Below are 21585 nucleotides of genomic sequence, written 5' to 3'. Positions count from 1 at the left end.
TCCCAAGGCCCTATGGGAAGGCCCTATATTGACCACATGGGGGACCATATCCAGGCACTGTGGGCGCACCCCCGCCTCGCCTCGGCCGTGGCCGCGGAGGACTGGGCGGCCGTTTTCCGTGTGTACCGGCGGCTCGCCGGAATCAGTCAGACCAGGCTGGGGCAATTGGTCGGTCTGGCGCAGCCCGACGTTTCCGGCATCGAGCGCGAAAGGCGCCGGGTCACCTCCGTGGAGGTGCGGCAAAGAGTCGTCGAAGGGCTTGGGATTCCAGCGGAGTTGCTGCACCGGGACTCGCCCGTCGAATCGGGGCCGGTGGCCCGTCTGTTCTCGGCCGGAATGGGTCCGGACGACGACCTGCTCGCGCGCGTCACGAGCGCCGTCAAAGCGGAAACCCGCGTGGATACCGCCACGTTGGACTGGCTCGACCGTTTGCTGGCGGAGCACCGCAGGTCGGAGGATCTCATCGGCTCCCGGCCGTTGGTCGACGTCATGCGGCAGCAGCTCCGTACCGTGATGGACCTCTACGCGGGAGCCAGGGGCCCGTTGTCGGAGAGAGTCGTCCGGCTCGCCGCCGAACACGCCCAGTTCCTCGCGTGGATGGCGCAGGACCAGGGAGAATCCGCTGCCGCGCTGGCGTGGTACGACCGTTCCCACGAGTGGGCCCTGGAGGCTGGGGACGCGAACATGGCCTGTACGACGCTGAGCATGAAGGCTCACATGGCGTGGTCCGGCGGGCTCGGCATTCGCTGTGTTCGCCTGGCCGAGGCCGCGCGCTGGGCGTCGCCGCAGGCCTCGCGGGGAGTGCGGGGAATGGCCGCGCAAATGGCGGCGCGTGGGCACGCCCAGAATGGCGAAAGAGACGCCGCGCACAGGCTGTTGGAAGAAGCGCAGGGCCTTGTCGCGCACGCGGCCGACTGCCCCGAGGACGAACCACCGTGGATGTATTTCTACGGCGAGACGTGGTTCACGCTTCAGCGCGGCATGGCCGATCTGCACGTCAAGGAATGGCAGGCTGCCATCGGCAACCTCACCACGGGACTCGACGGGCTCGCCGAGCATTACCGCCGCGACAAGACGTGGTACCGGTCCTGTCTGGCGCACGGCCTGGCCGGGGCCGGGGAAGCGGCCGAGTCGCTGGAGGTCGCCCTGAACTGCCTCCCCGATGCGGCCGCCGTCGGACGCCCCCACTCGTGGAACGAGCTGCACACGACGGCGGCGGTGCTGCTCAGGCAGGGCGCGAAGGAAGGCCGGGAGCTGACGGGGGCGCTCAAGCGGTACGGCTGATTCGGTGCGGCGGCATGAGCGACGACATGTGCGACGGCATGTGCGACGACATGGAGGAATGCCAGTGCCTGAGCCATTCGGTGCGGGCGTGGCGCGCCGGCGGAAGTCCAGCCGCAGCGGCTTGGAGAACGACTGCGTCGAGGTTGCCGACGGCTGCCCCGGCCTTTTGGCAACCCCCGGGGGTCGCTCGCTGCCCAGGCGCCTCGTAGCGCACCACCCGCGCGCGCCCGGCCCGCCGCGCGGTCGCGCGCGCTGCCCCTCCCACCGGACCTCACCCGCTCGCCTCCGGCCGCATGGCACGCGCGACGTGCCGGGTAGGAAGCGTCGGCGAGCCCTCGCCGCACAGGGCGAACGGGTCACGACCAGCATCAGAAGGAGATCCGAGTGGGTTCCACGACCGACATGACCGACGCCGCCACCGCCGCGCGAACACGCGTCTTCGCCATGATGGACGCCGACGGGGACGGGGTCATCTCGGCGTACGACTACCTCTCCCGGATCGACCGGACCGTCCGGGCCACAGGGCGCACGGAGGACGATCCGCTCGTCGTCGCGGCCCGCGCCGAAGGCCGGAAGGCCTGGGCGGCGATGGACGCGAACGGCGACGGGAAGCTGACCTTCGGCGAGTACGACGCATGGGTGGGCGCCGACAAGTTCGACAACATCTGCCGGTTCGCGCTCGGCGCGCTGTTCGACCTCGCCGACGCCGACGGGGACGGTGCCCTGGACAAGGCCGAGTTCACGTCGCTGCGCACCGCGCTGAACAATCCGCCGGGGAACGCCGCCGCCGCGTTCGACGCGCTGGACGCCGACGGCGACGGCCGGGTCGGCCGCGACGCGTATCTGGCGTCGATCCGCGCCTACATCGTCGGCGACGGCTCCCCGATGGGCGAGGTCCTGTACTGAGTGCTCCGCCGGGAAGTCCGGTCCGGTCGTCGCGGGCCGGTGGGGGCTGGTCGCGCCCACACGGCGGTAGCCGTATATCGGCACTGTCCCGCGCGCCTTACGGGGCGCAGGACCGCACAGGACCGCACCGGACTTCGACAAGACCGCTCAGACGCGCGTCTCCTGGTCACGCGGCGCATACGCGTCGGTCCGTGCCACCGGAATCCACAGCTCCGCATCAGCCCGCGTCCCGTCCTCCGACGGGCGCACCCGGAGGATCTCCGGCCCGGGCCGGCTCTCGTACGGGTTCGAGGGGAACCACTGCGTGAACACGTCCCGCCACAGGTACTGGAGCGCCTGCGGGAACGGGCCGGAGTTCTCGAAGACGGCCCATGTGCCCGCCGGGACGGTCAGCGCGTCGAGGTCGTCGGGCAGCTCGGCGGCGTGCGTCACCACGCCGTGGTAGTAGTCGAGTTCGGCGCCCTCCGCGCGGCTCGGGTCGAGCAGGACGCTCACCGAGACGATGCCCGCCGGGTCCTGGTCGGACAGTGCGGCGATACGCCTCTGCGTCTCCTTCCCGATGCCCCGGATGAACTCGGCTATCGCCGGGTTGACCCCCTCGTGGACGAGCGGGACGCGGGCCTTCTTTCCGGCCACGCGGAACTCGTCCTTCTCCACGATTCGGTATCGCATACTGCTGTTCCCTTCGACGATGAGGCGGAAGGACATCCGGGGCTGGGAGCGCAGCGTCGCGCCCGTTCGACGGGCCTCGCCCGGGCCCACGCCGTGGAGGGCGCGGAACGCCCGGGCGAAGGCTTCCGCCGAGCCGTAGCCGTAGCGCGTCGCTACGTCCAGCAGCGTCCGTTCGCCGGCGAGTACTTCGGCGCCCGCGACGGTCAGCCGCCTGTGGCGGATGTATTCCGACAGCGGGATGCCCGCCAGCGCGGAGAACAGCCGTCGGAAGTGGTACTCCGATGTCACCGCGACGCGCGCGAGGTCGGCCACGTCGATGGGCTGGTCGAGATGTGACTCGATGTGCTCCAGCGCCTGGTTCAGCCGTTCCAGCATCATCCCGGACTCCTTCCCTTTCGATCACTCACGTTAGGAAAGGACCACCCTGCCGGACCCGACATCCTGTGCCCGGTCCGGTCGCCTACCCGAGCTACCCGGGCTGCCCGGACTACCCGAACTGCACCGACCGCTTCGCGAGCCCGCCCCAGAAGCCGTCGATGACGCTGCGCTGCGCGCCGAGGTCGTCGCCCGCCGCGCCCATCGCCACGAACAGCGGCGCGAAGTGCTCGGTACGGGGGTGGGCCAGCCGGCCGGCCGGGGCCTTGTGCTCGAAGTCGAGGAGCGCGTCCACGTCTTCCGCCGCCAGGGCCTCGCGGCCCCACGCGTCGAACTCCGCCGACCAGCCGGGCGGGCCGGAGCCGGCGTGACGGAGGGCGGCGAGGTTGTGGGTGAAGAAGCCGCTGCCGACGATCAGGACGCCCTCGTCGCGCAGCGGGGCGAGCCGCCGGCCGATCTCCAGCAGCCGCGCCGGGTCGAGGGTGGGGAGGGACATCTGGAGGACGGGGATGTCCGCGCCCGGGTACATCTCGACGAGCGGGACGTACGCCCCGTGGTCCAGCCCCCGGTCGGGCAGGTCCTGTACGGGCGTACCGGCGCCCCGCAGGGTGCGGCGGACCCGGTCGGCGAGGGCCGGGGCGCCCGGTGCCGCGTACTGGACGCGGTAGTAGTGCTCGGGGAAGCCCCAGAAGTCGTAAACGAGTGGGACGGTCTCGGTGGCGCCCAGCGCGAGGGGCGCCTCCTCCCAGTGGGCGGAGATCATCAGGATCGCCGTGGGCCGGGGCAGGTCAGCCGCCCAGGCGGCGAGCTGGCCGGGCCATATGGGGTCGTCCGCGAGGGGCGGCGCGCCGTGGGAGAGGTAGAGGGCGGGCATGCGCCCGGGTGCCGGCATGACAGCCTCCGATTTACTTGAAGTATAAAGTTTCTACACCTCCCGACCTTATAACTTTATTATTTAAGCTTCAAGCAATGGCTGGTCGTCGTACCGGAGGGAACCCGCGAGTGAAACAGTGGATGTCATGACGAACCGACCCCCGGAGGGCCCGAAGGACGCCGACGGGCCCCGCTGGCTCACCGACGCCGAGCAGGAGGCCTGGCGGGCGTACCAGCATGCCGCCACGCTGCTGGAGGACCATCTCGACCGGCAGCTCCAGCGCGACGCCGGTATGCCGCACGTCTACTACGGCCTGCTGGTCCAGCTCTCGGAGGCGCCGCGGCGCCGGATGCGGATGACGGAGCTGGCGCAGAGCGCGAAGATCACCCGGTCCCGGCTGTCGCACGCGATCACCAGGCTGGAGAAGAGCGGCTGGGTGCGGCGCGAGGAGTGCCCGTCGGACAAGCGCGGGCAGCTGGCCGTGCTGACGGACGCCGGCTTCGAGATGTTGCGGCGGTCCGCGCCGGGGCATGTGGAGGCGGTCCGGGGCGCGGTCTTCGACCGGCTGACGCCCGAGCAGGTCGCCCGGTTCGGCGAGGTGTGCGGGATCATCGCCGCCGGGCTTCAGCCGGAGGGTGCGGACCTGCCCTGGCTGCGGTGATCCGGTGATCCGGTGATCCGGAGCCGGTCGGGACGTGGCCCGTACGCGCCCGTACGCGCCCGTACGCGTGAAGGGCCCCCGCCGATTCCCTCGGCGGGGGCCCTTCACCGTTTCAGCGGTTCAGTCGTGGCCTCAGTGGGCCATCACCGGGATCGCGTCCTCGGCCGTCTCGCCGTCCGCCGAGGAGGCGGCGGAGCCGCCGCCCGGGTTGGCGTTGACGAAGACGACGGCTACCAGCGCGGAGAGCGACAGGATGCCGACCGCCCACCAGACGGCGGTGGAGTAGCCGTGCACCATCGACTGGAAGGTGAGGACCTTCTGGTTCGTGGCGCCGGCCATGTGGGACTTGAAGTAGTCCGTGGTGGCGCTGGCGGCGATGGTGTTGAGCAGCGCGGTGCCGATGGCGCCGCCGACCTGCTGCGAGGTGTTGACCATGGCCGAGGCGACACCCGCGTCACGCGGCTGGACGCCGTGGGTGGCCAGGCTCATGGCGGGCATGAAGGCGGTGCCCATGCCGAGGCCCATCATCATCAGACCGGGCAGGACCACCGTGGCGTAGGAGGTGTCCAGGTCGATCTGGGTGAGCAGGACCATGCCGGCCGCCGCGAGCAGGAAGCCGGGGCCCATCAGCCAGCGCGCCGGGACGCGGGTCATCAGGCGGGTGCCGATCTGCGTGGAACCGGTGATCATCATGGCGATCATCGGAAGGAACGCGAGACCGGTCTTGACCGGCGAGAAGCCGCGGACGATCTGGAGGTAGTAGGTCAGGAAGAGGAACAGGCCGAACATCGCGATGGCGGCCAGGCCCAGGGAGATGTAGACACCGCCGCGGTTGCGGTCGGTGAGCACGCGCAGCGGCAGCAGCGGGGCCTTCACCGTGCGCTCGACGAGCAGGAAGACGCCCAGCAGCACGGCGGCCGCGGCGAACAGACCGATCGTCATGCCCGAGGACCAGCCGTCGGACTCGGCGCGCGTGAAGCCGTAGACCAGGGAGACCAGGCCGAGGGTGGCCAGGATGACACCGGGGATGTCCAGCTTCGAGGGGTTGCGGCCCTCGGCGGGCTCACGGATCACGGAGATCGCGCCGGCGGCGGCGACGATGGCGAAGGGGATGTTCACGAAGAACGTCCAGCGCCAGTTGAGGTATTCGGTGAACAGACCGCCGAGGATCAGGCCGACACCACCACCGGCACCCGCGATGGCGCCGAAGACGCCGAACGCCTTGGCGCGCTCCTTCGCCTCGGTGAAGAGGACGGCGAGCAGCGACAGGGCCGCCGGGGCGAGCAGCGCGCCGAAGACGCCCTGGAGGGCGCGGGCGCCCAGCAGCATGCCGGTGTTGACCGCGGCGCCGCCGAGCGCGGAGGCGGCCGCGAAGCCGATCAGGCCGGTGACGAACGCGCGCTTGCGGCCCCACAGGTCGGAGATCCGGCCGCCGAAGAGCAGCAGTCCGCCGAAGGCGAGGGCGTAGGCGGTGATGACCCACTGCCGGTTGCCGTCCGAGATGCCCAGGTCGGCCTGGGCGGAGGGCAGCGCGATGTTCACGATGGTCGCGTCGAGGACGACCATCAGCTGGGCCAGGGCGATGAATATCAGCGCTTTCCAGCGCCTGGGGTCGGCTTCGGTGCGGAGTTCTGGCATGGGTGGGGCCTACCTAGCGGTAATGGTGTGTGCGGTGGTCGTGGGCCTGCCTGGTGCGCGGGCCGCGCGTGCTGCTACGGGCGGGGTGCGTCCCCGGTGGACGAGTCCGCTGCCGGGTCCGCCGCCGGCTCCGCTGCCGAGGGGAACTTCCGGCGCAGGTCCGCCAAGGTGGCGGGCGTGCCGGGGAGTTCCGACCGGGCCGGGTTCATCAGGCCGTCCAGGAACAGCTGGAGGTGGCGGTGGACGAACTGGCCGAAGTCGTGGCAGCCGGTGTCGGGCAGCGGTCTGGTGAGCTGGGTGATGGCCACCATCAGGTCACCGATGCCGATGTCGGCGCGGAGCTGACCGGACGCGCGGGCGGCGGCCATCAGCGCCTCGATGACGCTCTCCAGCCGGTCGCGGGCCTCGACATGGTCGGGGTGGCTCTTGTCGACGCCCTCGGCGAGCAGGGGACACAGGGCCCCGATCCGCTCGTCCGCCGCGGCGTGGACGAAGCGCCTCAGCGCGTGGAAAGCATCGGGCTCCTCCGCTAGCGCCGTCTCCGCCCGGTCGGCGATACGGGCCATGACGGAGAGGGTGACATGGTGAATCAGCTCGCGGCGGTCCGCGAAGTGCCGGTACAGCGTGGCATTGCCGACCCCGGCACGTCGAGCGATTTCATCGAGTGAGGAATCGGCCCCGTGCTCGACGAGGGCCTCGCGGGCGGCCGCGACGATCCGCTCGCGGTTGCGCAGGGCGTCGGCGCGCAGGCGGGGCTGCGGGGCTGTGGCCAAGGCCGTGCCCTCCTTCCGTGAGGATGACTATGCGGGGAGTGTCTCCCCGTTTGACAGGAACGCTCACTTAAACGGGGAGAACCTCCCCGGATATTTCAGGGCTCCGTATGGCGTGAATCACACCCCCGGATGGCGGGATTCCGTTCCCCGTCTGCCGCAGTCCAAGGCGCGTGGGACCGCTCACCGGGCACAGGGTGAGTGATGAGTACGACGAGATGACGACGGCGGGATGAAGGCGAGGCGGCATGAGACCCCTGGTCATCCTGGTCGCGGCGGCCACGGTGGGCGCCCTCACCGCACCGCTGCCCGCGCGGGCGGGGGAGGCCGGGGGCCCGGCCGCCGCCCGCCCGGCCGCCACGGACGGGACGACCGGGGCGACCGGGACGGACGGGACAGCCGGCGACCCGTCCGCCTCCGGCCTCCGGAGCGGGGCCAGGCCGCCCAGCGGCCCGTGCGCGCTGCGCACCGTCACCCGGCACGTCTCCGAGGGGGCCCGCACCCCGCGCGGGTACGCCCGGTCCAGCGGCGTCGTGCGGGCCGCCACCTTCCTCATCGACTTCCCGGACGCCCCCGCGAGGATGAGCGCGCGCAAGCGGTACGCGGAGTTCTTCCCGGCCGTCGCCGACTACTACCGCGTCAGCTCCTACGGGCGGCTCGACTACCGCTCCACGCCCTGGCCGCGCTGGATCCGCATGTCGCGCCCGTACCGCTCGTACGGCATCACGCGCGGCGCGACCTTCGATCCCAACCGGGACGACGGCTACTACGCGATCACCCAGGAGATCCTGGCCGCCGTCGGCGGGCGGGTCGACTTCCGGCGCTACGACCTGATCAACGTGCTGGCCACGCCCGACGCCGGCCCGCCCGCCGTCCAGGACGTCCGCTCGGTGACCTTCGCGGGCGCCGCCACCGGACTGACCTCCCGCAATGGCGCACCCATCCGGAACGTGTCCTTCATCTGGAGCCGGCAGACCGGCGACAGCCCCTACCGCGTCCTCAACCACGAGAACGCCCACAGCTTCGGCCTCCCCGACCTCTACCGGGGCGACCAGAACCGGATGCCGCGCACCCCCGTGGGCCACTGGGACCCCATGGACGAGGACTGGGGGCCCTCGAACGACTTCCTCGCCTGGCACAAGTGGAAGCTGGGCTGGCTGGCCCCCTCGCAGGTCCACTGCGTGTCCCGGCCCGGCCGCCGCATGCTGACGCTGAGCCCCACCTCGGTGCCGGGCGGCCCCAAGCTCGCCGTGATCCCCCTCTCCCCGACCCGCGCGATCACCCTGGAGGCCCGCGCCCCGGGCCGTCTCGACCACGCCGTCTGTCGCCCCGGCGTCCTCGTCACGACCGTCGCCTCCGACCTGCCCTCGGGCGGCGCCCCCGTGCGCACCTCCGACGCCACCCCGGGCAGCCGCGGCTGCCTGACCACCGACCCCAATGTGAGCCCGCCCCTGACCGACGCCCCCTACCGCGCCGGTCAGCGCTGCACGGCGGCCGGCGTCACCGTCGACGTCCTCGGCCAGGACCGCTCCGGGAACTGGCGCGTCCTGGTCACCCGCCGCCCGCCGGCGGACGACTACACCTGACGGCCCACTGACCGGCCGCACGCCGATCCGCTAACCTGTCCGTCGAGCGTCTTCGCAGGCCGCGCGGCCCCCCACGGGTGTCCGCGGGCGTCGGCGGACGCGCTCATGCCCCGCCTCCGTAGCTCAGGGGATAGAGCACCGCTCTCCTAAAGCGGGTGTCGGCAGTTCGAATCTGCCCGGGGGCACGGAACGACGAGAGCCGCCCTCCGGAAATCCGGGGGCGGCTCTCGTCGTACCGGCGTCATGCCGGTGACGGATCCTCGGCTCGGGTCACGCGGGGAGGTTCCGGTGAGCCCGCGCGTGGAGCGCGATGCCGGCCGACACGGAGACGTTGAGCGACTCGGCCGCGGGGTTCATCGGGATCGTCACCGACTCGGTGGAGGCGTCCGCGAGCTCGCCCGAGGCACCGGTCTTCTCGCTGCCGAACATCAGGACGAGCCGCTCGTCGATCCGGGAGAGATCGCCGACGGTGTGCTCCCCGTCGATGTCGAAGGACATCAGCCGCATGCCGCTGTCCTTGAGGTGGCCGAGCGCCTCGGACCGCGACGCCAGGACGATCGGGAGCGAGAACACATAGCCCCGGCTCGCCCTGACCAGGCGCCGGTCCGCGATGCTGACGAGATCGCTGTCCACGAGCACGATGCCCGCGGCACCGAGCGCGAACGCGGTCCGCACGATGGCGCCGATATTGCCGACGATCTTCACTCCGTCGAGGAGGACGACATCGCCGGAGCGGTCCGCCAGATCCGCGAAACGGGCGGGCCGCGGGACGCGGGCGATGCCGAACGCCTTGGGCTTCTTCTCGGTCTTGAAAACCTGATTGGCGATCGCGCCGGCGAGCAGCCGGACCGGGATTCCGCGCTCTTCGCACGCGGCGAGCAGATCACCCGGCAGGGGAGTGGACTCGAGCCCGTAGACCTCGGTGAACTCCACGCCGGCGCGGATGCTTTGCAGAAGAGGCTCGATGTCCTCGATCAGCGCCGTCCGGACAACGGACCTCGAATGTTTTGTGACATCGATGATTCGCTGAACAGCAGGGTCGGAGCGCTCGGTGATAATGTCAAGGCTGGCCACGATGCAGACGTTAGCACGAGTATTGTCGGCTCTTTGTGCCGGTTCAGGGCGAGTCCACCGGCCCGGGCTCCGGCGCTCCGCCCTCCAGGGCGAGGCCCAGGCCGGCCAGCGTGTCGTGCACGCTGTTCCCCTCGGCGGTCGCCTCAAGTGCGAAGCCACCGACCGAAGTGGGCGGATAGCCGATGATGTCGACCACGCGGCTGACGTTGTACAGGCCGGGCATCTGGTCGGGCCGGTCCCACAGGTAGACCGCACCCCACAACTGGCGCCGGGCGTCGGAGAACCACGCCTTCAGCCGCATGCCGTCCAGGTTGGAGTAGGCCTCGACGGCATAGTCCCGCAGGTAATCCCTGAGGCTCTCCACCGTGGCTTCCGACTTCTTCAGATCCCACATGACGATCGAAACGAACATTCCCCCACCAGTCTGTCCAGGTGATGTCGACGGGCTCAGCCTACCCTTTAGGGTGCGGAGCGCGCGAGAGTAAACGGAGTATCAGATTCCTTAGCTGCGGCGGTACTTCCACGCGCAGTTGGAGTGTTCTATGCCACGAAATTGAACCGGTGAATGCCCCTTCCTTTTCGATAGAGTGCGTCCGCTTATTCCCTTGAGCCATCAGCGGAGCAGATCGTGACTGACCGTCAGAACAGCGCCTTCCCCTATCCGCGGACCTGTCCGCTCCGGCCGCCGGCCGAGTACGCCGCCCTGCGCGCCGAGCAGCCGATCGGCAAGGTCACCCTGGCCTCCGGACGGACCGCCTGGCTGCTCACCCGGCACGAGCACATACGGCAGTTGCTCGCCAGTCCCCACGTGAGCTCGAACATGGCCCACCCCGGCTACCCGCTCCACTGGGACATCCCGGCGGAGGTCATGGAACGGATGCGTCCGGTGATGCTCGCCATGGACCCGCCGGTGCACACCGCGCAGCGCAAGATGGTGATCCCGGAATTCACCGTCAAGCGGGTGCTCCAACTGCGCCCCCGCATTCAGGAGATCGTGGACGAGCGCGTCTCCGCGATGCTCGCCGGCGAGGGACCGGTCGACCTGGTGGAGGCGCTCGCCCTCTCCGTTCCGTCCCTGGTCACCTGCGAGCTGCTCGGAGTGCCCTACGCCGACCGCGACTTCTTCCAGGACCGCACCAACAAGCTGGTCTCGGTCGACGCCGATCCCGAGGAGCGGAACACCGCACACCAGGAGCTCCACGCCTACTTCTCCGAGCTCGTCACCGCCAAGGGCGCCGACCCGGGCGACGACCTGCTCAGCAGGCTCGTCGAGAAGAACCGCGAGACCGGCACACTCGACCACGAGGGCCTGGTCGGGATGGCGAACGTCCTGCTCGTCGGCGGCCACGAGACCACCGCGAACATGATCTCCCTCGGCGTCCTGGGCCTGCTGGAGAACCCCGGGCAACTGGCCCGGCTCCAGGCCGACCCCGAGCTCGCCCCGCAGGTCGTCGACGAACTGCTGCGCTACTTCAGCATCGCCGACCAGGTGACCTCCCGCGTGGTGACGGAGGACATCGAGATCGGCGGCGTGCTGATCCGCGCCGGTGAAGGCGTCATCGGGCTCAGCGCCTCCGGCAACCACGACGAGGCGGTCTACCCCGACCCCGGCCGGCTGGACATCGACCGGGGCGGCAAGCAGCACCTGGCCTTCGGTCACGGCATCCACCAGTGCATCGGCCAGAACCTCGCCAAGCTGGAGCTGGAGATCGTCTTCACCACCCTCTTCGCCCGGATCCCCGGCCTGAAGGCGGCGGCCCCGGTGGAGGAGCTGCCGTTCAAGGACAGCATGGGCGTGTACGGCCTCCACCGGTTCCCCGTGACCTGGTGAGCCACCCGTGAAGCCGCCGGCGGACGGTCCCGCGAGGGAGCCCGTCCCGCCGGCGGCCGCACGGCCACCCGTCCGGCCGGCTACGCCGCCATCTCCTCGAGCCCCCTGCGCACCAGGTACGCGACGAGCCCCTCGGCGGCGGGGACCAGCCCGAGGCGGTTGTTGGTGGTGTGGATGTAGTTCGACAGACAGCCCACGTACGGCGTGCCGTCCAGGCGCAGTTCGCGGGCGTCGGCGCCGGGCTCCGCGCCGGACACGGCACGGGCGCGGGCGGTGGCCTCGACGCTCATGCGGTGGAACACGTCGTCCGTGGCGCCGTCCCGCCAGACCGCCGAGCACAGCTTCGTCAGCTGCGCCGAGACGCCGCGGTACAGCTCCGGCCAGGCGCGCACCATCTCGTCCGGCGCGTACGGCCGCCACCACTCCTCGTACTCCCGCAGGAACGGCACGGCGGCCTCCGCGTCGAGGCCCGCTCCGTGGAGGAACATCACCATGATCCTCGCGGCCTCCCCGATCGGGGCCCGGCGGGCGCCGGCCCGTGCCTCCGGCTGCCCGCCGATCAGGTCGAGGACCGCCACGGACGACTTCCGGAAGACGGTCTCGGCGATCGCCACGCCCTCCGTGCCCCCGTACTTGCGGAACTCCGGCACATAGGGGACCGGGTCGAGGGAGCCGATGGGCCGGCCCTCCCGGGAGGTCTCCTTCTCCAGGCGCGCGAGCTCGTCCTGGAGCGTCAGCCCGAGCGCGTACTCCTCCCGCTCCCCGGCTCCGAACTCCGGCATGGCGCGCTCCAGGCCCGCGACGACCCGCTCCGCCGCCTCCGCCGAACCGGCCCCCGGGCCGCACAGCATCCGCAGCCGCACATGCGGCCCGCCCTGCCAGTACCGGAGGAAGAAGTAGTGCTCCTGGAGCCCCTCGGCGCGGAGCAGCGGCTCGATGACGTCGCACAGGAAGGGGTTGTGCAGTGAGTGCGGGATGTGGATGTGCGCCGTCCGCCACTCGCGCGCCCCGGCCCGCTCGGCCGTCGCCTGCTCGCTACTTGTCTGTGTGCAGTTCAACGAAGAACTCCTCTGCTGCGGTCCAGCCCGTCTCCGGGCCGTAGTCGTCCACCGAAGGAAGGCACTCGCGGATCGACACGAGCACGTCGCCGCGCGACAGCGCGGACTTGGCCCAGCTGCGGACCAGATAGGGGTTCCGGAAGTCCACGTACATCGGCTTGTGGACGCTGGCGCGGCGCAGGTGCGCGTAGTCCGCCCACTTGCGGGTCACCTTCCGGCCGCGGCCGGCCATCACGTCGCGCTCCTCGGCCGTCTGGCACAGCACGAAGGCGTGCCGGGGGAGGCCCTGGGACCGGCGCCACGCGTCGAAGGCCACGAGGGCCTCGTACGAGTCGCGGCTCAGCTCCTGGAGCATGGGGATGCCGGCGGCGGCCACGGTCCAGGACCTGCGGTCGGCCACGACGTCGCCCACGACGAGGCGGGGCGTCGTCCCGGTGTACTCGACGGCGCCGCCGGCGTCCCGGATGTCGTCCAGGGGCTTCCACATATAGCGGTTGGACGGGGACAGCGCCTCGAGCATGCGGTAGAGCAGCGGCACCCCGATCGGGGTCAGGAAGTTCATCGGCACGAGGCCGAGGTCCTCCCCCACCTCGGGGTCGTGGAGGCGCAGCGACCTGGTGGCGTCGTCGGCGCGGACCTCCAGGCGCGCCAGGCCGTACACCGTCCGGTCCGCGCCGAGCGACACCGCGCCGGGGTAGTTCACGACCCGCGGGGTCACCGAGGGGTGGAGGTTGAAGTTGAAGCCGAGCACGGAGTTGAGGTCGATCTGGCCGGGGAACCGGTCGGCCAGGTGCTTTCGCTGCGCCTCGCGCAGGGACCAGTCGCCGGTGCCCCCGACGAACGAGCCGAATCGCGAGAAGTAGACGCCGTAGCCGGTGAGCAGGCCGTTGACGACGAGGGTCCGCTCGCGGTCCGGCAGCACGCCACGGGCGAACTGCGCCCGGAAGGTGACGGATTCGGTGTCCAGGAGGTCGTCCACGCCCGCGCAGGCCCGCTCGATGTCGGCGGGGTCCAGGTGTACGGCGCCGTCGCCGGGGACGAGCCGTTCCCGGATCACGTCCAGGGCCTCGGCCCGCTGCGCGCGGTACGTGTCGGCCGCCGCCACACCCCGGCCCATGAGCACGTCGAGCTGATCCTGGTCGGTCAGCGACGAGAACGCCTTGAAGAACTCCAGGAACGGCATGGTGCGGCGGTCGCCGAGCAGCCGGGTCGCGAAGGCGTGGAGGCCGACGCGCTTCACCTGGCCGTTGTCCAGCAGGGAGGCCAGCCGCCAGAGGCCGGTCAGGGCGGGGATGCTCCCCTCCACCGTCGGCAGGCTCCACGCCTGGGGCGCCGTGGCGGCGGGGGTGTCCTCGAAGACCGGTGACTTCAGGACGGACTCGGGGGGCGGCGATACCTTGCACAGCTCGGCGATGCCGCTGATCGCCTTGTACGCCGAGTCGAGCAGCTTCTGGCGTTCCTCGGCCGTCGCGCCCGCGAAGTCGGCTTCCAGGCGCCGGAGGTCGGTGAAGTGCTCGCGCAGGGCCGCCGTCTCGGGCGTACCGCCGGAGGCGAGCACGCCGTCGAGCTTTGTGGAGTACTCGGGGTCGTGGTCGTCGATCTCGGGGCGGAAGAACAGGACGCCGGCCCGGATGAGACCGTGGACGACCTTGCGGCTCAGCTCGTCGTTCCCGGTGACGGCGGTGAGCGCGCGCAGCACGGGGGCGGCGGGGGCCGATCCTTCGGGCATCGCCGCGAGCAAGGTGTTGAACAGTGCCTCGCGGCGCATCCGGAGGACCGTCTCGGAGGCGATGTTCTCGCCGTCGTGGGTGCCGGGGGCGACGCCGATGAACTCGATCGCCTCGGCGCCGGCCCGCAGGGTCGAGTTCAGCACCAGGTGGCCCGTCTCCAGGCCGCCCGGTATGCGCGGCAGCGCGGCGAGCACCCAGTTCACGAGCAGGCGGTTGAGCACGGTGACCGAGGGGTCCGACGCGTCCGGTCCGTGGTCCCGGGCGGGCGCCGCCGCGGCCGGGTCGTCCGGCGGGAACGCGCCGATCTCCGTGAACCGCCCGAAGGGCGAAGGCTTCAGGGCCGCCCGGTAGGCGAAGTTGACGAGGGACGACTCCCGCACCCTGGCCTTGCTCGGCTTGAGGGCGCCGCCGTCGCCGGTGACGAAGTCGCGCAGGCCCCGGTAGAGCTGGTCGCCGGAGAGCTGGACGCTCCGGGCCATCGCGTCGTGTTCGAAGAGCGCGCGGAAGCCGTCCGCCGCCCGTGACTTCTCGTCCTCCAGGGCCAGTTCGCCCTCGCGCTCGCACTGCTCGGCGCGCTCGCCGAGGGCACACCAGTCCTCGAGCTCGGCCAGCGTGTCGGCGGCCAGATGCGCACGGAACGATTCCAGTCGTGCCGCCACGCGGTCGTGCCGCAGGTTGTGCACGTCGCGGCGCAGGCGGATGAGGCCGGCCCGGATGTCGTCGGCCAGCGTGGGCACGACGTCGCCGAGGCGGTCGCTCAGAGCGGTGGCACGTTTGCCGATCTCTTCGCGCAGGGCGTGCGCCGCGTCGATGCGTGACCAGGCGGTGGTGAAGGACATCCCCTCGAGCTCACCCAGTGGGAGTCTGCTCCGCCGGTAGACGACGTACGGACTGACATTCACACCCATAGAAATCCCCCAACTTCGTCACGCGGGCCCCGGTTCATGGCATGCGGACGTCGGACGTCGGGGCCGGGCCGTGGAGAAGGGGGCCCGCCGCACGGAGTCCGCCTGCTATTCCACTGAACCGGTCGATTCGCGCGGTTTAAAAACTGAATAAGCGCGCCAGAATGGCAGTGAGCCACCGCCGAGGTGCACCTCGACGGTGGCTCAACTAATTCCTAGCCCTGGATCAGGAAGAGGACGAGGACGAGCTCGAGGAAACGCTGGTGGTGGTGCAAGACGCAGCCATGACCTGGGCCAGGTCGTCGTTCTCACCGGCACCCGCGATCAGGTCCGAGATCTCAAGCACGTTGAGGTCGATCTGCTGCTCCATTTGGAGCACCCCCTTTCGGTTGATGTGCCACGAACGTATCCAGCTGATCGAATGGCTCGCAAGCGAATTTCGGAGTGGCCTAGATCACATGTTACGAGGGGTTCACAAAGTTGATCTTCTGGGTACGGTCGGTTCTGAAACACACGAACGGCCGATCCGAGCGAGTGTGCTCGGGTCCGGGGGGGGGCTCAACCGTGCATTTGCTTGTCACCATCCCGCAGCCGAATGGTTCAAATTACAACGAAGCCTTCGCGCCTCTGATCCGGGAACTGTTCTCGCGTGAGCGTGCAGGCATGTATGGCCCCTACTACTTCGTCCGTACATGGGACGCCAGGGCCGGCGCGGAAGTCCTCCAGATCAGTGTCGACGGGGTCTCCGACCCCGACACCACCCGCGATGAGCTGCGGAGACTCGCCCAGAGGTATGGGTGCGCGGCACAGGTCGAGGAGACGCCGCGGGAGGCGGTCCCCTCACCGTTGTGGAACGCGGGGTTCGACGGAAGCGGATTCTCCGATTCCTCAAAGCGTCTCTTCCAAAAGGCCGCGCCGACTCTCGTCGAGTTCCTGGACCGCGCCGCCGAGGAGCGGGACCCGCTAAATAGGGCACTCGGGGCGATTCGTCTTATGGTGGCCCATAGTAGAGCGACCCTTTTGCGCTCTCCACAACGGGAACTCGATGGATATGACTTCCGCGAGCTCTTGTCCTTGCGTTTGCTGAGTTATCGGTCGCATTTCGAGGCGATTTACCCGCGAAGCAAGGATCCGGAATCCTTCGAGGCCGCCTGTGCCAGATTCTATGAACAGGTCGGTCCGGCCACGCGGGACTTTATCGCCGAATGCGGCGATCCGGATATCGGGCCGACGGGCGACAGAGCGGTCGCGCAATGGACGGAATTGGTGGTCTCCGGTTCCGCCGGCCTGGCGGCCGAGTTCCTGGACGGCACCGTCGTCGATGCCGGTAGAACCCTCGAGGATCTCGTCCGCGAACAGGGCGGACCGGTCGAGCCTACGCGCTTCCATACACCCCCGAGCCCTGAGCTGAATCGCCTGATGCACCGAGACGCCGACTTCCTGGCATTCCGGCTGCACACGAGCCTGCTGTACAGCTGCCTGTACTCCCTCGGCTTCAGCCTGGCGGAGAGATACGTCTTCTGCTACGTCGTCGCCCGCGCCTGCGAAGAGGTCGCCGGAAGGTCCACGGAGGAGCTCCGCGACGACCTCGACCGCCTCGCCAAGAGCATGGCGGCGGTCTCCTCGCCGGCCACCGGGTGACACGGCACGAGCACGGGGACCACACGACCGCAGGAAGAAGAGCCACATGTATCTGAGCAGGCACCAGGAGCACATCCCGGACGAGCTGCGCCGTCTCGAGGATCTCGTCTCGCCGTACGGACTGGTCTCCCGCACGGCTCCGCTGCCGGTGCGCGAGGGCGAACCGCCCTTCGCGGTCCAGCTGGCCTACCTCGGCGTCCCGTCCCGCTCCCTCGACAACCTCCACCGGTGGGCCCACGACGAGGACACCGGCAACGCCGACGGGGCGGGCACCGGGCTCACGCCCGAACGCGCCAAACTGGTCGCCATCGCGGAAGCGCTGGAGCGGTACTCCACCTGCGCGTGGAACGACGCCGAGATGGTGGTCGCCGCCGAGAACGACCTCGACGAGGAGTTCGTGTCACCGTCACGGTGGCCCAGGTGCTCACCCACGGAGCTGGCACGCGACGACTCCAAACTGGCCGAGTACGACCCGTCGGTGCCCATCCGCTGGGTGCGGGCGTGGTCGCTCACCCGGCAGGTGCCGGTGCTGGTGCCCGCCATCTCCGTGTATCTGCACATGCCCTACGAATCGACGTCCGAACGGTTCACCCGCGGCATCACCACGGGCGCCGCGGTCCACTCCGACGTGCGCGCGGCCGTGCTCAACGGCCTGCTGGAGGTCGTCGAGCGGGACGCCATCGCGTTGGTCTGGCTCCAGCGGCTGCGGCTGCCCGAGCTGGTCGTGGACCCGGAGCGGCTCGACGCCGCCACACGGGAACTCCACCGGGTCGGCACCTCGACGGATCTGCGGGTGCGGCTGTTCGACGCGACGACGGACTTCGGCGTCCCGGTGATCTACGCGATGCAGCTCGCCGACTCCGACGACACGCTCGCCCAGGTCGTCGCCGCCACCTGCGACATCGAGCCGGAGCGCGCGCTGGGCAAGATCTACCGCGAACTGGCCTCCCTGCGGGTGGCGCTGCGCGGGTATGTGGCGGCCTACGCCGGGCGCGAGCCCGACCCGGGCAAGGTGAGCGTCGTCGGCGGCGCCGTCCACAACGCGGCACCCGACCGGCGCGGCGTCTTCGACTTCCTGCTGGAGGGCGAGCGCCCGTCGTACGGCATCGAGGGCATGCCCGGGCTGCCGGCCGGGGCGGACCCCCTGGACACCGTGGTCGCGAGGCTCGCCGAGCAGGGCGCCGAGGTGCTCGTCGCCGACATCACCACGGACGAGGCGCGTCAGGTGGGGATGCGGGCGGTGAAGGTGCTCGTGCCCGAGGCGCTGCCCGTGTCGTTCGTGCACGGCGAGCGGTATCTCGGCACGCCGCGCCTGTACGAGGCGCCCCGTGCGATGGGACACCCGAGCCACCCCGAGGACGCGATCAACCCCGAGCACCAGCCGTTCGCGTGAGCGCGAAGAAGGAGCAGAGCAACATGCCGCACGAACCGCGCCCGCAGTGCCTGTACGTCATCGGTGACTCCTTCGGCCGAAGGCTCATGGAGCACCGCGGTGTCCCCCCGGAGCGGCGGGTGTCCTTCGAGGACTTCCGCAACGGCGCCGCACCGCACGCCGACGTCGTCGTCGCCGTGCACTCCGGCGGCGACGCGGAGCTCCGCGACGAGATCGACCGGATCTGCGCGGAGCGTGGGACCGCCTCCGTCGGGATCGAGCTGCAGCCGACCAGGATCGTCTGCGGGCCCGTGGTGGTTCCGGGGAGGACGGCCTGCTACGCGTGCTACAGGAAGCGCGCCGCGCAGCACGCGGGTTCGGCTCGCCATTACGACATGGACGCGGCGCTGTCCGGCCTGCCGGAGGGGTTCGGCCCGCAGCATGTGGCGGTCGCCTCCGGCCTCCTGGAGCTCGCCCTGGGCGAGATCGCCGAAGGCGTCATGGGCATCGGGGGCACCGTGCGGACCGTCAACATCGTCTCGGGAGCCGTCCAGGCCGCCGCGACGGTGTCGGTGAACCTTTGCCCGCGGTGCGGGGACCGGTTCGCAAAGGCGCGTGCCGCCGGCGCGATGCCGGTTCCGGAACTGCTTCGGTAAAGAGGGGGATTGGTCATGGTTGCCGAGATGAAGGCCGAGCAGATCGGGCGGGCCGCGCGTACGGACATGCAGCTGACGGTGCCGGTCCGGCCCGTCCTGCGACGCGGGGTGAGGCTGCGCCGGGCCGGGGACGCCGTCGTGCTCGACGGCGCGGACCGGAGCCAGGCGTTCTCCGGTGCGTTCGCGCGCGAAGGGCTGGTGCCGTTGGCCGAGGCGTGCGACGGCACTCGCGATCACGCGGCGCTGGCGCGGGAGGTCGGGCTCGACGAAGCGGCGGTCTACAAGTGCGTGGCCCTGCTCTGGACGGCGGGAGTGGTCGAGGAGGCCGTCTCCGGCGAGGAGCCGGACGTCGAGCCCGAGCTGGCCGTCTTCCTCTCCCGGCTGGGCAACTCCACCGGGGTGAACCCGTCCTGGGCCGACGCCGTGACGCGGCTGGCGCGGCGGCCCGTGCGACTCGAAGGGGACTTCGCCCTCGTCGCCGCGGCCCGGCGGGCGCTGCGGGGGGTGTGCCAGGTGGTCACCGACCCGGCCGAGCGGCCCGGCAGCGAGGACGAGCTCACCGTGTTCTTCGAGACGGCCTCGTCGGCGCCGCTGCTCGCCGCCACCGAGGAACGGTGCCGGCGGGACGGGCGTCCGCTGCTGAGGGTGCGCGCCGACGCGCGGACGATCATCGTCGGCCCGTATGCCGACCCCTCGATCACGCCATGCCTGGACTGCGGCCGCCACGGTGAGGCGGCCCTGTCCGGCGAGCCGTCCGAGGGCCTGTACGACCTGGTCGTCGGCATGGCCGCCCACCACATCACCGCGTTGGCCGCGCGGTCCACGATCACGCATCTGCCGATCGACTCCAGCGTGATCGACCTGGCGACGCTCGCCACGACCTACCTCCCGGCCACCACCCGGCCGGGATGCCCCCGGTGCTCCGCCACGACGGGACCCGTCGCGCCGCAGGCGCCGGCCGGCGCCCTCTACGAGGCCTCGATCGCGATGCCGCCGCGCGCGTTCCTCGACCCCAAGGGCCACCAGGCGCACTACTACTCGACCAACCTCGCCCTGCAGTCGCAGTTCAAGGACTGGCCGAGCCGCCCGCACACCCCGCTGCCCGCCCCCGACCTGTCCGTGCTCGCCGAGGCCGAGCGGCGCGACGCGTCCCTCGGGGATATGCCGCTCACCCTGGACACCCTCGCGCTGGTGCTGAAGATCGCCTTCGGCGTCAAGGACGACGAGACCACACCGGAACGCGTCAAGCGCTGGACGGCGGCGGCGGGCAACATCGGCTGCACCACGGCCTATGTCATCTCGCGCGACGAGCGGGTACTGCCCCCGGGCGTCTACGCGTACGCCCAGGGCACTCACACGCTCGCGGCCGTCTCGAGTGCGGTGCCCCCGGGTGACGCGCCGTGCGACATCGTCGTCACCGGCGATCTGAAGAAGGTCATGACCAAATACGGCACGTTCGGCTTCAGGCTGACCTTCCTGGACGCCGGCTGCGCCCTGACCAGTGCCCGGGAGGTCGCGCGGCACCTGGGACTGCGCTTCGCGCCGGCACCGGACTGGGACGACGACGCGCTGGCAGGCGTGCTCGGCGCGGCGCCGGCCGACGAGCCCGTCGTCGCCGTCGCGACCCTGGGAGGTACGGCATGAGGAACGACCTGGAAACCATGAAGACCGTCCTGGAGGGCCTCTCCTCCCGGACGAGCACGTCGGACGGCCTGGCCGCGGAGCGCCGGCCGGTGCCGTTCGCGAACGCCGTGCCCGTCGACCCGGCCCCGTCGGCCGAGGACCTGCGACCGGTCCACGACCTGCGGGACACCCTCCAGCGGCGGCGCTCCCTGCTGCACTACGCGCAGCAGCCGGTGCGCACCGACGTGATCCTCTCGTCGCTGGGCGACGTACTGGCCCGCGACCGCGCCGACTGGGGGCTGGACGACACGGCGGGCGAGCTGGTGGCCTTCGTCTTCGCGTTCCGCAGCGAGGGCGCCCCGGCCGGCGTCTACCGGGTCACCGCCGGGGAGACCGCCCACCTGGCCGGGCCCGACGAGCTCGGACCGCCCGAGGACCTGGGCGTCCAGCGCGAGTTCTCCACCGCGGCGGGCATCGTCGCGCTCTACGCCGACCTGGACGCGGCGGACAGCTGGGCGGGGTCCCACGGCTACCGCGTCTCGCTGGTGCGGGCCTCGATGGCGACGTACGACTTCCACCTCCGGTGCCAGGCGCTGGGGCTCGTCGGCACGGTGTTCGGCGGACTGATCCCGTCGTCCGTGCGCCACCTGGTGCAGGGCGACGGAGTGACGCGGCACCCCCTCCTGGCCGCCACGTACGCCCATCCGATGCCGAGCTGACCGGGGCGCCACCGCGCGCCGACGGCGCACATGGGCCCAGGCCGGAGCACGTCTCCGCCCTGGGCCTTCGTCGTGCCCGCCACCAGGTCGGTACGCCCGTGCCGTGATCGGGCGGTGCCGAAGTGGTGGCCGAAAAGTTGGACCAGTTTTCGTTATGGCCCCTGTTACCTCAGGTCTCCCATGCATCGGAGCGCCAGGAATGGCGGGCGG

The 21585-nt window shown here is 70.7% G+C and carries 19 protein-coding genes and 1 tRNA gene; 11 read left to right on the top strand and 9 right to left on the bottom strand.

The window, feature by feature from the left end; translation table 11 throughout:
• The first annotated feature begins 36 nt into the window (after positions 1–36).
• The gene (locus RM609_RS06825) at positions 37–1284 is read left to right on the top strand and encodes a helix-turn-helix domain-containing protein (protein ID WP_311608784.1); all 1248 of its coding nucleotides are present in this window, start codon (positions 37–39) and stop codon (positions 1282–1284) included.
• Positions 1285–1668: 384 nt separating this feature from the next.
• Entirely contained in the window at positions 1669–2190 is a 522-nt protein-coding gene (locus tag RM609_RS06820) for an EF-hand domain-containing protein (protein ID WP_311608782.1), read from the top strand.
• Between the two features lie 147 nt (positions 2191–2337).
• Here the strand turns inward: RM609_RS06820 and RM609_RS06815 are convergent, their stop codons facing one another.
• Positions 2338–3237, bottom strand: a complete 900-nt coding sequence (locus RM609_RS06815) for an AraC family transcriptional regulator (protein ID WP_311609138.1) — start codon at positions 3235–3237, stop codon at positions 2338–2340.
• A 112-nt stretch (positions 3238–3349) separates the two neighbouring features.
• Positions 3350–4111, bottom strand: a complete 762-nt coding sequence (locus RM609_RS06810) for a dioxygenase family protein (RefSeq protein WP_311609136.1) — start codon at positions 4109–4111, stop codon at positions 3350–3352.
• Between the two features lie 145 nt (positions 4112–4256).
• Here RM609_RS06810 and RM609_RS06805 point away from each other — a divergent pair, with 145 nt between their 5' ends.
• Positions 4257–4772 (top strand): MarR family winged helix-turn-helix transcriptional regulator, encoded by a 516-nt coding sequence (locus RM609_RS06805; RefSeq protein ID WP_311608781.1) that lies wholly within the window; start codon positions 4257–4259, stop codon positions 4770–4772.
• Between the two features lie 132 nt (positions 4773–4904).
• Here RM609_RS06805 and RM609_RS06800 read toward each other — a convergent pair whose 3' ends face one another.
• Both RM609_RS06800 and RM609_RS06795 read right to left on the bottom strand, forming a co-directional pair.
• On the bottom strand, positions 4905–6410 hold the full coding sequence (locus RM609_RS06800; RefSeq protein WP_311608779.1) for an MFS transporter: 1506 nt from the start codon (positions 6408–6410) through the stop codon (positions 4905–4907).
• Between the two features lie 74 nt (positions 6411–6484).
• Positions 6485–7183 (bottom strand): TetR/AcrR family transcriptional regulator, encoded by a 699-nt coding sequence (locus tag RM609_RS06795; RefSeq protein WP_311608778.1) that lies wholly within the window; start codon positions 7181–7183, stop codon positions 6485–6487.
• 245 nt (positions 7184–7428) lie between these two features.
• Between RM609_RS06795 and RM609_RS06790 the strand changes: the two genes are divergently transcribed.
• Both RM609_RS06790 and RM609_RS06785 read left to right on the top strand, forming a co-directional pair.
• Positions 7429–8766, top strand: coding sequence for a M6 family metalloprotease domain-containing protein (locus RM609_RS06790; protein WP_311608777.1), 1338 nt, complete (start codon positions 7429–7431; stop codon positions 8764–8766).
• 112 nt (positions 8767–8878) lie between these two features.
• A tRNA-Arg gene (locus tag RM609_RS06785) sits at positions 8879–8951 on the top strand.
• 85 nt (positions 8952–9036) lie between these two features.
• Here the strand turns inward: RM609_RS06785 and nshR are convergent.
• A complete protein-coding gene (gene nshR / locus RM609_RS06780; RefSeq protein WP_311608776.1) occupies positions 9037–9840 on the bottom strand; it encodes an NshR/TsnR family 23S rRNA methyltransferase in 804 nt (267 codons plus the stop codon).
• Positions 9841–9883: 43 nt separating this feature from the next.
• Positions 9884–10252, bottom strand: a complete 369-nt coding sequence (locus RM609_RS06775; protein WP_311608774.1) for a hypothetical protein — start codon at positions 10250–10252, stop codon at positions 9884–9886.
• Between the two features lie 216 nt (positions 10253–10468).
• On the opposite strand from RM609_RS06775, the gene RM609_RS06770 reads away from it, so the two are divergent.
• Positions 10469–11671 (top strand): cytochrome P450, encoded by a 1203-nt coding sequence (locus RM609_RS06770; protein ID WP_311608772.1) that lies wholly within the window; start codon positions 10469–10471, stop codon positions 11669–11671.
• Positions 11672–11751: 80 nt separating this feature from the next.
• Here the strand turns inward: RM609_RS06770 and RM609_RS06765 are convergent, their stop codons facing one another.
• From RM609_RS06765 to RM609_RS06755, 3 genes are all read right to left on the bottom strand, one after another.
• Positions 11752–12729 (bottom strand): lantibiotic dehydratase C-terminal domain-containing protein, encoded by a 978-nt coding sequence (locus RM609_RS06765; RefSeq protein ID WP_311608764.1) that lies wholly within the window; start codon positions 12727–12729, stop codon positions 11752–11754.
• The gene (locus RM609_RS06760; RefSeq protein ID WP_311608762.1) at positions 12707–15361 is read right to left on the bottom strand and encodes a lantibiotic dehydratase; all 2655 of its coding nucleotides are present in this window, start codon (positions 15359–15361) and stop codon (positions 12707–12709) included. Before RM609_RS06760 ends, RM609_RS06765 begins: the two co-directional genes overlap by 23 nt.
• 229 nt (positions 15362–15590) lie before the next feature.
• Positions 15591–15734 (bottom strand): thiocillin/thiostrepton family thiazolyl peptide, encoded by a 144-nt coding sequence (locus RM609_RS06755; protein WP_311608760.1) that lies wholly within the window; start codon positions 15732–15734, stop codon positions 15591–15593.
• A gap of 194 nt (positions 15735–15928) precedes the next feature.
• Here RM609_RS06755 and RM609_RS06750 point away from each other — a divergent pair, with 194 nt between their 5' ends.
• From RM609_RS06750 to RM609_RS06730, 5 genes are read left to right on the top strand one after another with little or no spacing between them, the layout of a single operon-like run.
• A complete protein-coding gene (locus tag RM609_RS06750) occupies positions 15929–17005 on the top strand; it encodes a hypothetical protein (protein ID WP_311608758.1) in 1077 nt (358 codons plus the stop codon).
• A 46-nt stretch (positions 17006–17051) separates the two neighbouring features.
• Entirely contained in the window at positions 17052–18398 is a 1347-nt protein-coding gene (locus tag RM609_RS06745) for a YcaO-like family protein (protein WP_311608757.1), read from the top strand.
• 23 nt (positions 18399–18421) lie between these two features.
• Positions 18422–19033, top strand: coding sequence for a cyclodehydratase (locus RM609_RS06740; protein ID WP_311608755.1), 612 nt, complete (start codon positions 18422–18424; stop codon positions 19031–19033).
• 15 nt (positions 19034–19048) lie between these two features.
• Entirely contained in the window at positions 19049–20677 is a 1629-nt protein-coding gene (locus tag RM609_RS06735) for a nitroreductase family protein (protein ID WP_311608754.1), read from the top strand.
• Positions 20674–21375: a tpaF gene (locus RM609_RS06730; RefSeq protein WP_311608752.1), complete on the top strand. Its 702-nt coding sequence runs from the start codon at positions 20674–20676 to the stop codon at positions 21373–21375. The genes RM609_RS06735 and RM609_RS06730 overlap by 4 nt, the downstream gene beginning before the upstream one ends.
• Positions 21376–21585 lie beyond the last annotated feature (210 nt).

Origin of the sequence: Streptomyces hesseae (assembly GCF_031845785.1) — a bacterium.
GTDB lineage: Bacteria > Actinomycetota > Actinomycetes > Streptomycetales > Streptomycetaceae > Streptomyces > Streptomyces hesseae.
The sequence above is the reverse complement of the archived record's forward strand: the minus strand, read 5'-3'. Positions and strand labels throughout refer to the sequence as shown.

Bases quoted from the DNA above. Each gene is read 5' to 3' on its own strand.
- RM609_RS06825 (WP_311608784.1), top strand. From the start codon at position 37: ATGGGGGACCATATCCAGGCACTGTGGGCGCACCCCCGCCTCGCCTCG.
- RM609_RS06815 (WP_311609138.1), bottom strand. From the start codon at position 3,237: ATGCTGGAACGGCTGAACCAGGCGCTGGAGCACATCGAGTCACATCTC.
- RM609_RS06810 (WP_311609136.1), bottom strand. From the start codon at position 4,111: ATGCCCGCCCTCTACCTCTCCCACGGCGCGCCGCCCCTCGCGGACGAC.
- RM609_RS06805 (WP_311608781.1), top strand. From the start codon at position 4,257: ATGACGAACCGACCCCCGGAGGGCCCGAAGGACGCCGACGGGCCCCGC.
- RM609_RS06800 (WP_311608779.1), bottom strand. From the start codon at position 6,410: ATGCCAGAACTCCGCACCGAAGCCGACCCCAGGCGCTGGAAAGCGCTG.
- RM609_RS06790 (WP_311608777.1), top strand. From the start codon at position 7,429: ATGAGACCCCTGGTCATCCTGGTCGCGGCGGCCACGGTGGGCGCCCTC.
- RM609_RS06775 (WP_311608774.1), bottom strand. From the start codon at position 10,252: ATGTTCGTTTCGATCGTCATGTGGGATCTGAAGAAGTCGGAAGCCACG.
- RM609_RS06755 (WP_311608760.1), bottom strand. From the start codon at position 15,734: ATGGAGCAGCAGATCGACCTCAACGTGCTTGAGATCTCGGACCTGATC.
- RM609_RS06745 (WP_311608757.1), top strand. From the start codon at position 17,052: ATGTATCTGAGCAGGCACCAGGAGCACATCCCGGACGAGCTGCGCCGT.
- RM609_RS06740 (WP_311608755.1), top strand. From the start codon at position 18,422: ATGCCGCACGAACCGCGCCCGCAGTGCCTGTACGTCATCGGTGACTCC.
- RM609_RS06735 (WP_311608754.1), top strand. From the start codon at position 19,049: ATGGTTGCCGAGATGAAGGCCGAGCAGATCGGGCGGGCCGCGCGTACG.
- RM609_RS06730 (WP_311608752.1), top strand. From the start codon at position 20,674: ATGAGGAACGACCTGGAAACCATGAAGACCGTCCTGGAGGGCCTCTCC.